Below are 14,666 nucleotides of genomic sequence, written 5' to 3' on the forward strand. Positions count from 1 at the left end.
GAATTCCAAGATTCCATCCTCGCCGGCGCGAGGCGTTTGAATTGCGCCCGGGACGGAATCTTGGAATCTTGGTTTTGAGCACCGCAGCTTTGAATGTTTTGGAAATAAGAAAATGAGACTCGACAGATTCACAATTCGCGGCCAGGAAGCCGTGCAGGAAGCGATCGGCGCGGCCGAAAAGAACCAGAACCAGCAGGTCGAACCCGAACATCTGCTCGCCTCGATGCTTGAGCAGAAAGAAGGCACGCTGCGGCCGATACTCGGCAAGATCGGCGCCAACGCGGGAACGATCCTGACCGACGTTCTCGCCGCAATCGCCCGTTTTCCACAGGTTTCCGGCGGACAGCAGTATTTCAGCTCGCGCATCAATACCATCTTCCAGGAGGCACAAAAGGCCGCCGAATCGATGCAGGACGAGTATGTCTCGACCGAGCATCTGCTGCTCGCGATCGCCGATGAAAAAGCCGGCGACGCGGGAAGGATCCTGCGCTCGAACGGCGTCACAAAGGAAGATGCCGCGAAATCGATCGCCGAAATGCGCGGCGGATCGCGAATCACCGACCAGAACGCCGAAGAGAATTTTCAGGCACTCGAAAAATACGCGATGGATCTGACCGAACGCGCCCGCAAAGGCAAACTCGATCCGGTCATCGGCCGCGACGACGAGATCCGTCGCACGATCCAGGTTCTCTCGCGCCGCACCAAAAACAATCCGGTGCTGATCGGCGAACCCGGCGTCGGGAAAACGGCGATCGTCGAGGGTCTCGCGCAGCGGATCATTTCCGGCGATGTCCCGGAAACGCTCAAGAACAAACGGCTCGTCGGGCTCGATCTGGGCGCGATGCTGGCCGGCGCGAAATATCGCGGCGAATTTGAGGATCGTCTGAAGTCGGTCCTGAAAGAGATCGAGAAATCTGACGGACAGATAATCCTCTTCATCGACGAACTTCACACACTCGTCGGCGCGGGCGCATCCGAAGGCGCGATCGATGCCTCGAATATGCTCAAACCGGCGCTCGCGCGCGGGATGCTGCGATGCGTCGGCGCAACGACGCTCAACGAATACCAAAAATACATAGAAAAGGACAAAGCGCTCGAACGGCGTTTTCAGCAGGTTTATGTCGGCGAACCGAACGTCGAGGACACGATCGCGATCCTCCGCGGTTTGAAAGAAAAATACGAAGTGCATCACGGCGTCCGGATCACCGACGCGGCGATCGTCGCCGCGGCGACGCTTTCGAACCGCTACATCACCGACCGGTTTCTGCCGGACAAGGCGATCGACCTCATCGACGAGGCGGCGTCGCGCCTGAGGATCGAGATCGACTCGCTGCCGCAGGAGATCGACGTTCTCGAACGCGAGATCCTGCAACTCGAGATCGAGCGCCAGGCACTCTCGCGCGAGACCGATGCGAAGGCCAAAGCAAGACTCGCCGACATCGAGAAGCGCATCGCCGATCTCAACGAAAAATCGGGCGGAATGAAGGCCAAATGGCAGTCCGAAAAAGACGAGATCGAGAAGATGCGTGGCGCGAAGGAACAACTCGAACAGTCGCGCCTGCAACTCGAACAGGCGCGGCAGGCGGGCGATTTGAACCGCGCGGCCGAACTCCAGTACGGCACGATCCCGACGCTCGAAAAGCAGCTGACGGACGAGCAGGCACGGCTCGCCGAACTCCAGAAAGACGGCGTTTTCCTGAAGGAAGAGGTCGACGAGGAGGACGTCGCCGAGGTCGTCGCCAAATGGACCGGCGTTCCGGTGAGCAAGATGCTCGAGGGCGAAATGCAGAAACTCGTGAAAATGGAGGAGAATCTGCGCCGCCGCGTCATCGGTCAGGACGAAGCGCTCGAAGCCGTCGCCAACGCGGTCCGCCGCGCCCGCGCCGGACTTGGCGATCCGCATCGACCAATCGGTTCATTCATTTTTCTTGGTCCGACCGGCGTCGGAAAGACCGAAACGGCCAAGGCGCTCGCCGAATTTATGTTCGACGACGAACGCGCGCTTGTCCGGCTGGATATGTCGGAATATATGGAAAAGCACGCCGTCGCGCGTATGATCGGCGCGCCTCCGGGGTATGTCGGCTACGACGAAGGCGGCCAACTGACCGAGGCCGTCCGGCGGCGCCCGTATTCGGTCGTGCTCTTCGACGAGATCGAAAAAGCGCATCCGGACGTTTTCAATGTTCTGCTTCAGATCCTCGACGACGGCCGTCTGACGGATTCGAAGGGCCGCGTCGTCGATTTCAAGAACACGGTTCTGATCATGACGAGCAATCTCGGCTCGCGCGAGATCCAGAACGCCGGAATGGTCGACACGCCGCTCAAGGAGATCGTTTTCGACGTTCTGCGCTCGGCGTTCAAACCCGAATTCCTGAACCGCATTGACGACATCGTCGTCTTCACGCAGCTTTCGCGCGATGAGATCGCCCAGATCATCGACGTCCAGCTCGAGAAGCTCCGTCGGACACTTGCCGAACGCGGGATTGCGATCACGCTCGACGAAACGGCGAAAGATCTGCTCGTCGAAGAAGGCTACGATCCGACGTTTGGAGCCCGGCCGTTGAAACGCGCGATTCAGACGATGATCCAGAACCCGCTCGCGCTCAAACTTTTGAGCGGCGAAGTCGTTTCAGGCCAAAGTTTGCGGATCTCGGCCGAGAACGGGGCGATGAAATTCACGCCCCAAACCGTGAACGCGTCTGCTTCGTAACAGATGATCGGCAGCGTTTTTCGGACGCAACCGGGTTTACGCAAATTTTCCGAACCACTCGCAGTCTGTTAGACTAAACGGGCAATTATCAAACTTTATGAGTTGGTTCAAACGAAAGAAAATGAGTGAAGAGGAAATAAGCAAAGAAGAGATCGAAGGTTTGTTGGAAGAGGACGGAGAGGATATTCCGGTCGTTGATAAACGCACTTTCAATGCGGATGGGGAACGAGTGAAAACAGAAGAGGCAAAAGAACATATTCCGCCGATCGTCGCGAAGCTCGAAGAAGAGGTCGCGGTCGAGCGTCAGCGCCGTGAGGCCGCCGAGCATAAACTCATCGGCGTGCAATCGAAATTCGACGAACTCCGCGCACAGATGGAACGCGAAACCGCCGAGATGCGCCAGCGACTGCAGCGGCACAACGAGCAGCGGATGCAGATCGAAAAGAGCGAGTTTCTGACGACGCTTCTGCCGATCCTCGACAACCTCGGCCTTGCCGTCAAGGCCGGCGAGACGGACACGTCATTCGAACATCTTTTCGTCGGCGTGAAGGGAACCGCGCGAATGTTCGAGCAGACACTGCTCAGCCTCGGGGTCGAACCGATCGACACGGTCGGCGCGGATTTCGATCCGGAGCTTCACGAAGCGGTCGAAATGGTCGAGGCCGATGAGGAACAGGACGGCAAGATCACGTCCGAATTCTCGCGCGGCTACAAGTTCGGCGACCGGCTTCTGCGCGCCGCACGCGTCCAGGTCGGAAAAGCCAAGTGAATAGGATTTGGGATTGGGGAATTCGGATTTCGGATTTGGAATTCGGTTTGTTCGTGTTGAGGTGTAAGCCCGTTCTTGAGGTTCAGTTCGAGAGATACGTGGAAACTGGGATTCGGAATGCCGAATCTGGAATCCGAAGTCCGAGATCTGGAATCTGGAATCTGGAATCCGAAATTTGAATCCGGAATCCGGAATCCGAAATCTGGAATCTCTGGAATCTGGAATCCGAAATCTGGAATCTGGAATCTCCAGAATCCCCGAAATCGCAAATCGCAAATCGGAATTCGCAAATGATTTATATGGAATGTTGGAATTCCAAAATGCTACCATTATTCTTGGCATAAAACGGCGGATCGAAGGCATCGAAGAGTTGGAGAAATTATGGCAGATATCGACGCATACAAAGACAAATTCAGCGAAAGCGGCCGCCGCATCTTGGAAACAGCACTCGACGAGTCGAAACGGCGGGACCAGAACTTCGTCTCGATCGAGCATATTCTGCACGCGATCGCGCTTGAAGAGGGCGATCTTTTCAACTCGACGATGCGCGACCTGGCGGTCGATCCGCGATCGGTGCGTCTGCTGATCGAAAAACGTATGGAGAGCGGACGCCAGCATACCGGCAAGGGCTTTCGCATCGCGCCCGAAACGACCGAGCTTTTCAAACGCTCGATGGATCGCGCACGCTCGCAGGGCCGGCGCGTGATCGAGGCGAGCGACATCTTTTACGTGCTTTCGAACGACGAGCGGAGCATTCTCAACGACGTTCTCCAGAATCTGGGAGTTCCGGCCGAAGAGGTCGCGCAGACCGCGCGGACCCGCATTCACAAACGCGAAAAGGAAGAAGAACGCGTCCGGCAAAAATATGAATTGCCGTCGTTTCTCCGTCATTTCGGCGTTTCGATGAACAAACTCGCCCGGCAGGACAAGATTCCGCCGACGATCGGTCGTGAAAAAGAGATCCGGCAAATGATCGAGATCCTCTGCCATCGCGAACGTTCGAATTCACCGATGCTCGTCGGCGAACCCGGCGTCGGAAAAACCGCCGTCGTCGAGGGTTTGGCGCGTCTCATAGAACTTGAACCAGAGAAAGTGCCCGCAAGACTGCGCGATTCGCATATCGTCCAACTTCAGATGGGCGGACTCGTCGCCGGAACGATGCTTCGCGGAATGTTCGAGGAACGGATCAAGGGCATCATCGACGAGGTCAAGGAGAAAGAGAACATCATCCTTTTCATTGACGAGGCACACACGATCATTGGCGCCGGCGCGGCGATGGGAACGTCGTCCGACGCGGGCAATATGTTCAAATCGGCGCTCGCGCGCGGCGAACTGCGCATCATCGGCGCGACGACGCGAACCGAATACAAGGAATATATCGGCGAGGACGAAGCGCTTTCGCGCCGGTTCAGATTGGTCAATGTCGATGAACCGACGCTCGACGAAACGCGCGAGATCTTGCTCGGACTCCGCCCGCGGCTCGAACGCAATTACTCGGTGAAAATATCGGACGAAGCGATCAACACCGCGCTCGAGATGTCGCCGAAGTACATCCGCAGCCTGCATCTTCCGGACAAGGCGATCGGCTGGCTCGACACGGCTTCGGTCAAGGTCGAGATCAACGAACCCGCGTCGATGGTCGTCAAGCCCGAACATATCATCGAGGTCATTTCGCAGGAATCGCGAATTCCGAAGGATATGATCTATCGCGACACGTCGGACCGTTTCTCGCTAATGGAAGAAGCGCTCGCCGACCGCGTCATCGGACAAAAGGAAGCAGTTCGCTCGGTCGCTGAGCGTTTGCGGCTGAACAAGGGCCCGCTCAAGGAAAATCATTACGCGCCCGACGGCGTGCTGCTTTTCCTTGGACCGACCGGCGTCGGTAAGACCGAACTCGCCAAGGCGGTCGCGGAATTTATGTTCGGTGATGAGGAGAAAATGATCCGCATCGATATGAGCGAATACGGCGACGGCACGGTCGGGATCGAAAAACTGATCGGAATGCCGCGCGGTATCGTCGGATCGGAACGCGGCGGAATCCTGACCGAGCAGCTTCGCGAGAATCCGTACACCGTTCTGCTTCTCGACGAGGTCGAAAAAGCGAATCCGTATCTGATGAACCTGTTCCTGCAGGCTTTCGACGAGGGCTGGATGACGGACGGACGCGGCAAGAAGGTCTATCTTTCCGATGCGATCGTGATAATGACGTCGAATCTCGGTTCGAACAGCTTCAAGAAATACGAAAAACCGCTCGGCTTCGGAATGAAGTCGCTCGGCGAGATGAAGGCGATCAAACAGGACGTGATGAAGGCCGCCGAAGAGCGATTCTCGCCCGAGTTTCGCAACCGCATCGACGAGATCGTCATCTTCTCGCCGCTGACGATGGACGAGGTCAAGGAGATCGCGAACATCTATGTCGGCAAACTGAAACGGCGTATGGAACGCCAGGGCAAACTCGTCGACGTCACTGAAACCGCGCTCGACTTGATGACCGAAAAGGGTTTCAGCCCGACCTACGGCGCGCGGTTCCTGAAGCGCTTCATCGATCAGAAGGTGAAGCTTCCGTTGACCAATCAATGGAAAGCCTCGACGCGTTTCGTCGTCGACGCCGAAGACGGCGAGATCACGGTCAAACCGATCGACGCATTCAGTTTGAATTAAATTCCATTTTAGTTCGACCGGAAAGGCATTATCCCGTGGACGGGGTGATGCCTTTCTTGTTTGCGCCGAATTCGCCCAAGCCATCGCGTGCATAAATTGCCACGGCTTGAATCTTTACTCTCCAACCAGGTGTTGAGGCGTTCGTTGCATGAATTGCCACGGTCTTCAGACCGTGGTCACGAGTCCGATCCGGTTTTCGGGCTTTAGCCCAATGCGATGTTCGGGCTAAACTAGCCGTGGGTTTCAACCCACCGACGCCGGATTATCGTTACTTTGTGCGTCAGCGACGTCTGATTCATTCGTCGCTGACGCGACGCGCGGCCCTTTTCGAAACTTACCGTGGGTTCAAACCCACGGCTTGTATCTTGATTATCAACTGTTTCGCAATTATCTTGGACGCTTGATGATTGCGGGGGAAAGAGAAGTCTTCCCCACGGCTCAGATCTCGAATCTGGAATTTAGATCAGACCTCTTTCCCGTTATTTTGGCGTTCAGCCTAGACCGGACAGTATCCTATGACCGCGAGTCTGTATATGCAAGGATGGTCGGCGGAACGGTGTTTTGAGGTGGTGCCTTTTGATCGAATTTTGATCATCGGGCAGCGCAGCTGCCCGAACCAATCCGCTCGGCGGACGACAAGACGGAGCGCGTAGCCCGTCTCCCTCACTGTCGCCACCGGAGGTAAAAAAACGAGTGGTTCGTCAACATCGGATCACGAAGTCGACTGGATGAAAGAACAAAGCCGGAGCAGAGTGCCTCGAAAGCTTGACCGCTCCGTTTTGAGGAGGCAGTATGTCGCAGAATTATTTAGGTATTGATGTTTCGAAGTCGAAGTTCGACGTTGTTTTGCTGGTGGGCGAGAAGAGCGTCTCAAAGGAGTTCGCAAACACTCCGAAAGGAATGAAGCTGTTGCAGGGATGGCTGCGATCGCTTCGGGCCGGAGAGGTTCACGCCTGCCTTGAGGCGACCGGCAGTTACTCGGACGGGATCGCCAATTTCCTGTACGAGGCCGGCTATTGCGTCTCGGTCGTCAACCCGTTCCGGACCCATAGCTTCAGGGATGCCAAGCTGTTGCGGAACAAGACCGACAAAGTGGACGCGGGTATGATCGCGGAGTTTTGCCGGAGCGAGAGGCCGGAGCCTTGGAAACCTCCCTCACCTCAGGTAATCCATTTGCAGGCCCTGAGCCGGCGGATAGACGCGCTCGAGGAGATGCGTCTGATGGAGACCAACCGGCTTGATACGGCGCCGAAGCAGGCGAAGACGAGCGTCAAGCGAATGATCCGCGTTCTCGAAAAGGAGATCGCCGCGCTGCGCAAGGAAGCCGAGGACCTCATCGACAGCGATCCGGACCTGAAGCAGCAGGACGAGCTTCTGCGTTCGATCCCGGGGGTTGGAAAAAAGACCTCGATGATGCTTCTCAGCGAAGTCGAGTTCGACCGCTACGACTCGGCCAGATCAGTGGCCGCCTATGCCGGAGTGACGCCGGCAAAGCAGGATTCCGGCAAGCAGATAAAGACCAGGCTCTCGAGAGTCGGCGCCGTCAGGATAAGAAAGGGCATGTACTTTCCGGCGATCGTCGCCATGACCCATAACCCGATAATCACCGAATTTGCATCCCGTCTTTCCAAACGCGGGAAGAGGAAGATGCAGATCGTGTGCGCGGCCATCAGAAAGCTGCTGCACATCGCTTACGGGGTTCTCAAACACCGAACCCCTTTTACGCCAAATCCGGCGTTTTGAGCTTGATATTCAAGACAGTATCTAAAATTCACCACGCCGCCGACGCGGCCGGCGGCGATGTTTCACCCAGTGTCCGTCGAATCATCTTCCTGCGGTGCGGCCAATTGAACAGACGGGCGGCGAAGCGCCGCGCATCTCGAAGGCCGCCAACGACACGGCGGATCAGTTCATTTGCGATTTGCGATTTCGAATTTGCGATTTCGGAGATCTGGGGACTGGTCGTTCCGCGCGGCCCATTCAAATCCAAAATCCCAAATCCAAAATCGCGGGAGGTCTCGCCGACCGGGTTCAACCCCGACGGCCGACCCACGCCGACTGGCACAAGGTTCTGGAACTCGTCGCGACCGAATACGTCCGCGAAAGCCTTTCCTCGGCTTCTTCGTCGACGAAGCAGACGGCGTCGCCGATTACGTTTTCAAGGCGATGAGCATGATGGCTTCAGGCGGCATCTCGATCGTACTGATGACTGCCAATCCGCGATTGCGAAGCTCGGCGTTTCACCGCCTCAAGAAGGCGTCCTACGTAAAAGCCCTGCGGATCTCATCGCTCTACCATCCGAACGTCGTTCAGGGAAAGGAAGTCATTCCGGGCGCCGTTATGCGCGACTTCATCGAACGGCAGATCGAAAAGGGCTGTCAGATCGTGCACTTGTGCCGCAAGGACTGTCCCGAGGATCATCGGAAGCTCCATCGTCCGGACGAATTCACCTTCGGGCTTGTTCATTCACTTCGCATGAAGCTGAGGAGCGTCATATGATCTCCTACAACCCAAGCGTCCGAATTGACTGACAAGATTTCCAACAAGTCGACTTCCGTCGGGCTTGGATACTCGTTCCAGGTTTCTCCACCATCCCCGGTTGCATAAATCCGGCCCGAGTACCCGACCAGCCACCCGGTGCCCGAACTCATCCCTAGATCTGTTAGGGCGCTCGAACCTGATGGAGTTCTGTCTTCCCAGGTTTCGCCCAGATCGTCACTGCTTATCAAATAACCACGTTTCGAAGTTGTTGATCCGACGACCCAAAGTCGATTATCAAAGAATCGAACCGTATTGGGAATCAAATCGGTGGGTAGATTGATCGACGTCAATCCCTTCGAGTTCAAACGGAACAGTACCGGTGACTTGCCGACGGCCCAGGCGTCGTCCGTGCCACTGCACGCGATTTGACTTAGTTGATTGGGGCTTGTAGAAAAGACGCTTTCGGCCGACATCGCCGTTTGAGTTAGAGTGGCGCGGATGAGCGCCGTTTCGCCGAGAATTATAGTCGTGCCCTCCGATAAATTGCAGGCTGCTCGAAGCCCCTGATTATCTAGGGCTTGATTGGTCGAACCAGCTACGTAACTGACTGTTTCCCAGTTGTCGCCGCCGTCGGTCGTCCTCAAGATCATTGGCTTTGAAAAGTCGCGCGTCCCGACAACAATTCCGTTGGAATCGTTGAAAAACGCGCCGCCGGCCAAGGCAACGTTTTCATCGGCAAGATAAACGGTCCGCCAGTTCATCCCGCCATCAGGTGTCATCTCAATCCGGGAAAAGTTCAGAGAAATGCCTTTGCGACCGAAGAAGGCGATCAGTCTCCGCTGCGCCACGTCGTGGATTCTGGTTTCGGAAATAACCTGCCATTTTCCTTGTAGCCGGGGCCGCCCTATCCCGCACGACAGCGCACCTGCGATGCAAAGTATCAATAGAGTCCTTATCATGCCTATTTCTCCGACTTCCGGCGCTGGTTGTTCTTAACGTTTGCCCTTCTCGCATTCTCGAAAATGAGTGAGTTGGTGTTTGCTGGCTGATTGAACATAAGATCATATCCATGGCCGAACTCGTGGCTATCTACTACGCTATTGTCCGGGAAACTTAGTTGTGATCCGTCCTCCGTCATCCCAGAGGTATCAAATGCACTGGCCTTGCGATTCCCTGCATCGGCGGCATTTGGCGCGACCCATATTTCAATCTCGCCTGAAATGCTCTCGTTCGCCGCCAATGTCACACCTCCACCCGCATCCTTTCTTATGTCCAAAGATTGCATTGTTCCGATTTTGGTGGCGTCTCCCGACCTCGGGATATACTGAACCGTTGTGGCTATTCCGAAAAATAGCCGGGTCGGTGAAGCAAGCATTTCCGCGAATTTCTTGCTAACGTCCTTGTCCTTGTCCGTCGGTCCAAAACTCGAAAACTTAGAGAAATTGCCACCACAGATGTCCTTATCGTTTAGGTAGAGGATTCGCCCGTCGGAACTCTTCTGAATGAGATTGAATCTTTCGTCGCCCAGCAGATCGTTCATTCTCTTGAGGGCGGCTTGAACTTGAGCGTCGGTTCCTCTAAGGACTATGACTTCACCTGTAGGATCAGTGTACTTCAAGGGGTTATTGACGACGTAAACATAAGCGTTCCACTGAAGCGGACGAAGAAGATAGCGATTGAGCTTGTCACGCTTTGAAGATGCATCCGGCTCAAACTCAATCTCTGCAACAATCTTAAAGGGGTCGGGCGTCGAAAACCGACCGAGCCAGCCACTATTGTATCGATTTCTTGCGAAATCCAAGTCAGTTTCATTATCGCGTTCGTAGCCGGTGAATTGCTTACGGATTGTGTCGGCAGCGTACTGTGAATGCGTCCGTTCGGTGATTTCTTCGCCGTACGGGCGGTAGTCGTGTCTTGAGATCACGGCTCCGTTTTCGTTGGTGTTTATGCGCGGGCTGCCGAGGTGGTCGGTTGTCAGATACGCCACCTGCGGGGTTGGGTTCAGATTTGTCGAGTATTCAGCCACCAATCGGGAAGATGCGTCGTAAACGAAAACGGTCGTTTCCCACTGGCCGTTGATCCAGGCGATCTTTTTGACCCTGCGTCCGTCGCCGTCGTAAACATATTGGCCGAGAGTGCCGGTGACCGTGCCGTTCTGATCGACGGTTTCGACTTTTGTCTGCTTGTTTTCAGCGTCGTAGATGAATTTGCGGTTTTGCGGATCGCGGACGGTATTTCCGGCGGCGTCGAATTGGTAGCCGTCCGAGGCGCTGAGGCGGTTGTTCGACGCGTTGACGCTCGGATTCATCATCTTCCGGTCCACATCGCATATGACTTGATTCGGCGGCGACTGGTTGTCGAGGCAGTTCCTCGGAATCGTCGTCGTGTTCGCCTCGACGAAGTTTCGGTTGCCGAAACGGTCAAATGTGTAATCCTGCTTCCAGATCTCGGTCGACCCGATCACTTCTTTCGCATCATCGATCCGGTTCAGCGAGTCGTACGAATAAGTCTGAACCGCCGTGAAGCCGGTCGATGTTCCGACGGTCGGAACCGAGATCGTCTGCGACTGGATGTTGCCGTTGTTCTTCGCCGTGTTCAGCTGATTGTTTTCGACGACGCCGTAGGTGTAATCAAGTTTGAGAAGGCTTTGGTCCGATGCCGATCCGCCGAGGCCGATCCTTGTCGGCTGGAGCCTTGAGTTGAACTCGGTCGACTCCCATTTGCCGTTCCCGAGACGCATCGCGCTCACGGCCCCCGCGGCCGTGTAGGTGAAGCCGTTGGCATAGTTGCGCAGTGTTTGGTTGGGTTTGCTGCTCTGCACCTGCATCAGGTCTCCGTCCGCGTCGAGCGTGTTCCTGACAACGCGGCCCGACGGATAGGTCTCCTCGATTATAGCTCCCGAAAGGTTGTAGCTGTAAAGCGTCGGATTCGGCGGCGCGCCGTCGGTCAGCTGTTTGGAACTGAGGAGCCGGCCCGCCGCGTCGAACGCGAGGTAATGTGTTTCGGATACCGAAGACGAAACCTTCGTCAACTTGCCTTTTGAATAGGGAACCGCGGGGTCGTCGTAAACATAGACGACGTTCGGGGTCGGCGTCTGGCCCGAGGGTTCGTTCGAATAGTTCCGCGAGGTGACGCGATTGAGCGCGTCGTCGGTAAATTTCGTTCTTGTATTTTCTATCTCGTGCCCTTCGTTGCTTGGCGTTGAGCTTTGGTCTAGTGTTTGAGTTTATCGGTCGAGGGCGAGGCATTACTCTTGCCCTTGCTCCTGCAGACACGCCAACTGAGATCGTTTGAGAATCCCTCCGGCGCGTGTCAACGATTTTGAGACAGTGCCCGGTGTTAATTTACTGCAGCGCCGGATCACCTATTGATTCAGCCTCAACACAGTGTGGTAGTTTCCACTGATCCAGACGCCGCCTGATTCAAGGAATACGATTCGCAACAGGTTGGCGGTAGTCGGGCTCGCGTATCGAACCCACGTATTGCCCTCGTCTTGAGTGTAAAATATTTCCCCGCTGTCTCCGACCAGCCAGCCGTGTCGCCCCTCTATCGATAGGTCGCTTAGCCCCTTGGATTCAGGCGAAACATCAACCCATGTGCGGCCATTGTCACTGCTCCGCATCAGAAAGCCCGATCGAACTCCGATTTGAGAATTCGTCCTTTGACCGAGCAACCACAGATTTTCCCCTATTGGCTTTATCTCCCGCACCTCGAGATTTTGCCCGATCCTTTCAGAACTGACCGTTTTGTCAATGTGATAGACAAAGCCGTTCCTACCTGCCGCCCAAACACCTTCATCCTCAACGGCGCAGGACAATTTGGAAACATCATTCAATTCGAATGTTTCGAGAACAGTCAGTTTGTTCTTATCAAACGCAACTTTCAGAACACCACCTTCCGTCGCCAGCCAAATTTGTTGCGATCTCGTAACACAGACATCTCTGTACTCGTGGACTTCGCCGCGAATTTTGCCGAAGTTTTCGGTAGAGAACGATAACGCATCCCAACTTTCCCCGCCGTTGGTAGTAAAAAAAACGACTGGAAACCTCCGATTGTTCTCAGGGTCGAGCCTCGTTCCTACCGCCCATCCACGTCGATCCCGATAGAACTGCACCGAGGAAATGCTCGTTTCAGGGAAAAAGGTGTGTATCTCGCTCCATGTTGTCCCTGCATCCAAGGTCTTCTGGATTCCGAATCCGTCGAAAGCAACACCATAATCGTTACTGAAGAAGTAGACTTCGAATCCGGTGGGAACGGTTGCTCTGAACGGTCTCTCGGAAACAACCTCCCATCTCCCTGCCGGTTGAATTTCGGTCTGATCAGATTGGCGAAAACACCCCAAGGGAATGATCGAACAAACCAAAACAACCGCAGCACCAACGAACTTAAGTATGGTCATTGTTCAGCCACCCTCGTTCTAATATTGCTTTTGTCCCTTCTTCGAATCGCGTTTTCAAACCCCAGTGCCCCATTATTACTCCGTCTCCAAGCATGGCCTAACTCGTGCGCTAGGATCATCGTCTTTGTAAACGTTAAAGGCTTTCCGTCACTCGATATTCCCGGTTGTTTCTTTGCCGCTTCATTTGCCTCTTCGACCGAATCTGGCGAGATGACAACTTGTTGGTGTTTGTTTATATTCGCATACGCCGGAATAAGACATGCGCCGACTCGGCCGCATACAGCATCGCTGTCGGCTCGCGTCAAATCTCCGTTAGCATTTATGAAATTGCCATCGGTTCTAACTTCCGTTACTGTGGTCGACGAAAGAAGGTCAGCCATTCCAAGCCGCAGTCCGGCCTCGCCATCTCCATGATCGATTTCTGTAAATTGTTCAATATCTTCTTCGTTGATATTGAGGACCAACGCATACCCATCATCGCCGTTGTGATTGAGTCGCTTTACAAATTTGTCATACCTCTTCTGGCCTATTATCTCTCTGATCAAGTTTTCGGCCTCCCTGATTTCTTTCTCGGTTCCACGCAACCAAATTTCCTCTCCAGTCGGATCGGTGTATTTCAAAGGGTTGTTGACCACATATGCGTATGAATTCCATTTCTGCGGGGCCTTCAAAAACCGTTCCAGTTTTTGTTGCGCCTTTGTTGGATCTTTCTCAAGCATGGCTTCCGCGACTATTTTGTAAGGGTCTGGGGAAGTGAACCTTGCTCGTCTTGAATCCATTTGTCGATTTACCGCAAAACTCAGTTCGGTCTCTAAATCCCAGTCATATCCGGTAAATTGCTTTCGGATCGTGTCGCCGATGTATTCGGCATGCGTTCGCTCGGTGATCTCTTCGCCGTACGGGCGGTAGTCGTGTCTTGAGATGACGGTGCCGAGTTCGTTGGTGTTGATCCTTGGGCTGCCGAGGTGGTCGGCTGTGAGATACGCCACTTGCGGCGTTGGGTTCAGGATTGTCGAGTATTCGGCCACCAATCGTGAAGATGCATCGTAAACGAAAATGGTTTCTTCCCATTGGCCGTTGATCCAGCCGCGCTTTTTGACTCTGCGCCCGTCGCCGTCGTAATAGACGAACCGTCGGGCATCGAAGCGTCCGAATAATTGCGGATGACGAGCGCCTTTCCTGCCTTCCAAAACCTATCGGTGAGCTAGTTTTCGTATTTCTTCGTCACGACCAAAATGGTCGATTCCCGCGCTCCATCGAAACGGATGTAGTATAGCTGTCTAATCAACGTTGGATCATTGTCGTTGATCAAATCCGTTGAGAATGGCTTTTTGTCTATACCGACAACCCAAGACTCATCGAATTTGGAAAAATGAATTCCCGAGAACGTCAGTCTATATTTGCGAAATTTGATTAACACCGACAAGGACTCTCGTCCTGACAGTTCAGTTGGGATCAAGAAACCGCTCTTCGTTTGTTTGGCTCGAATCCACTTGTCGTTCAGTTGAAAAAATACCCGATATTTTGTTTTGATCTCTTGACCATCAATCTCAATCCTCGAAATTGTAGTTAACGCGGACTGCGCGCTGGCAATTGAGACCCAAACCATCATCATGACGATTCCGACGGAACCAAGCTTGTTCATG

The 14,666-nt window shown here is 54.5% G+C and carries 11 protein-coding genes; 5 read left to right on the forward strand and 6 right to left on the reverse strand.

All coding sequences use genetic code 11. From position 1 onward, the window contains the following. Window positions 1-112: 112 nt before the first annotated feature. Both clpB and IPN69_23095 read left to right on the forward strand, forming a co-directional pair. Window positions 113-2,710 carry an ATP-dependent chaperone ClpB gene (clpB, locus tag IPN69_23090; GenBank protein ID MBK8813595.1) on the forward strand — a complete coding sequence of 866 codons (2,598 nt, stop codon included), beginning with the start codon at window positions 113-115 and terminating at the stop codon, window positions 2,708-2,710. Between the two features lie 121 nt (window positions 2,711-2,831). Beyond that, a complete protein-coding gene (locus tag IPN69_23095; protein MBK8813596.1) occupies window positions 2,832-3,479 on the forward strand; it encodes a nucleotide exchange factor GrpE in 648 nt (215 codons plus the stop codon). Here IPN69_23095 and IPN69_23100 read toward each other — a convergent pair. Continuing rightward, entirely contained in the window at window positions 3,419-3,748 is a 330-nt protein-coding gene (locus tag IPN69_23100) for a hypothetical protein (protein ID MBK8813597.1), read from the reverse strand. The two genes, IPN69_23095 and IPN69_23100, sit on opposite strands and share 61 nt — an antisense overlap. 112 nt (window positions 3,749-3,860) lie before the next feature. On the opposite strand from IPN69_23100, the gene IPN69_23105 reads away from it, so the two are divergent. The 3 genes from IPN69_23105 to IPN69_23115 all read left to right on the forward strand — a co-directional run bounded on the left by IPN69_23105 (window position 3,861) and on the right by IPN69_23115 (window position 8,639). Continuing rightward, window positions 3,861-6,140, forward strand: coding sequence for an ATP-dependent Clp protease ATP-binding subunit (locus IPN69_23105; GenBank protein ID MBK8813598.1), 2,280 nt, complete (start codon window positions 3,861-3,863; stop codon window positions 6,138-6,140). A 792-nt stretch (window positions 6,141-6,932) separates the two neighbouring features. Beyond that, window positions 6,933-7,883, forward strand: coding sequence for an IS110 family transposase (locus IPN69_23110; GenBank protein ID MBK8813599.1), 951 nt, complete (start codon window positions 6,933-6,935; stop codon window positions 7,881-7,883). Between the two features lie 432 nt (window positions 7,884-8,315). After that, complete coding sequence (locus tag IPN69_23115; GenBank protein MBK8813600.1) at window positions 8,316-8,639, forward strand: hypothetical protein; 324 nt, start codon at window positions 8,316-8,318, stop codon at window positions 8,637-8,639. Here IPN69_23115 and IPN69_23120 read toward each other — a convergent pair. The 5 genes from IPN69_23120 to IPN69_23140 all read right to left on the reverse strand — a co-directional run bounded on the left by IPN69_23120 (window position 8,603) and on the right by IPN69_23140 (window position 14,665). After that, the gene (locus IPN69_23120) at window positions 8,603-9,580 is read right to left on the reverse strand and encodes a hypothetical protein (protein MBK8813601.1); all 978 of its coding nucleotides are present in this window, start codon (window positions 9,578-9,580) and stop codon (window positions 8,603-8,605) included. The genes IPN69_23115 and IPN69_23120 overlap by 37 nt on opposite strands. A gap of 2 nt (window positions 9,581-9,582) precedes the next feature. Then, window positions 9,583-11,652: a hypothetical protein gene (locus tag IPN69_23125; protein ID MBK8813602.1), complete on the reverse strand. Its 2,070-nt coding sequence runs from the start codon at window positions 11,650-11,652 to the stop codon at window positions 9,583-9,585. 333 nt (window positions 11,653-11,985) lie between these two features. Continuing rightward, on the reverse strand, window positions 11,986-13,020 hold the full coding sequence (locus IPN69_23130) for a hypothetical protein (protein MBK8813603.1): 1,035 nt from the start codon (window positions 13,018-13,020) through the stop codon (window positions 11,986-11,988). Further along, the gene (locus tag IPN69_23135; GenBank protein MBK8813604.1) at window positions 13,017-14,210 is read right to left on the reverse strand and encodes a hypothetical protein; all 1,194 of its coding nucleotides are present in this window, start codon (window positions 14,208-14,210) and stop codon (window positions 13,017-13,019) included. The genes IPN69_23130 and IPN69_23135 overlap by 4 nt, the downstream gene beginning before the upstream one ends. A gap of 14 nt (window positions 14,211-14,224) precedes the next feature. Next, window positions 14,225-14,665, reverse strand: coding sequence for a hypothetical protein (locus tag IPN69_23140; GenBank protein MBK8813605.1), 441 nt, complete (start codon window positions 14,663-14,665; stop codon window positions 14,225-14,227). Window position 14,666: the final 1 nt, after the last annotated feature.

It is taken from the genome of Acidobacteriota bacterium (assembly GCA_016715115.1).
In the GTDB taxonomy this organism is placed as follows: Bacteria; Acidobacteriota; Blastocatellia; order Pyrinomonadales; family Pyrinomonadaceae; genus JAFDVJ01.

Coding starts and splice junctions, on each gene's coding strand:
- IPN69_23110 (MBK8813599.1), top strand. CDS start 6,933: ATGTCGCAGAATTATTTAGGTATTGATGTTTCGAAGTCGAAGTTCGAC.
- IPN69_23120 (MBK8813601.1), bottom strand. CDS start 9,580: ATGATAAGGACTCTATTGATACTTTGCATCGCAGGTGCGCTGTCGTGC.
- clpB (MBK8813595.1), top strand. CDS start 113: ATGAGACTCGACAGATTCACAATTCGCGGCCAGGAAGCCGTGCAGGAA.
- IPN69_23105 (MBK8813598.1), top strand. CDS start 3,861: ATGGCAGATATCGACGCATACAAAGACAAATTCAGCGAAAGCGGCCGC.
- IPN69_23130 (MBK8813603.1), bottom strand. CDS start 13,020: ATGACCATACTTAAGTTCGTTGGTGCTGCGGTTGTTTTGGTTTGTTCG.
- IPN69_23095 (MBK8813596.1), top strand. CDS start 2,832: ATGAGTGAAGAGGAAATAAGCAAAGAAGAGATCGAAGGTTTGTTGGAA.
- IPN69_23115 (MBK8813600.1), top strand. CDS start 8,316: ATGGCTTCAGGCGGCATCTCGATCGTACTGATGACTGCCAATCCGCGA.
- IPN69_23140 (MBK8813605.1), bottom strand. CDS start 14,665: ATGAACAAGCTTGGTTCCGTCGGAATCGTCATGATGATGGTTTGGGTC.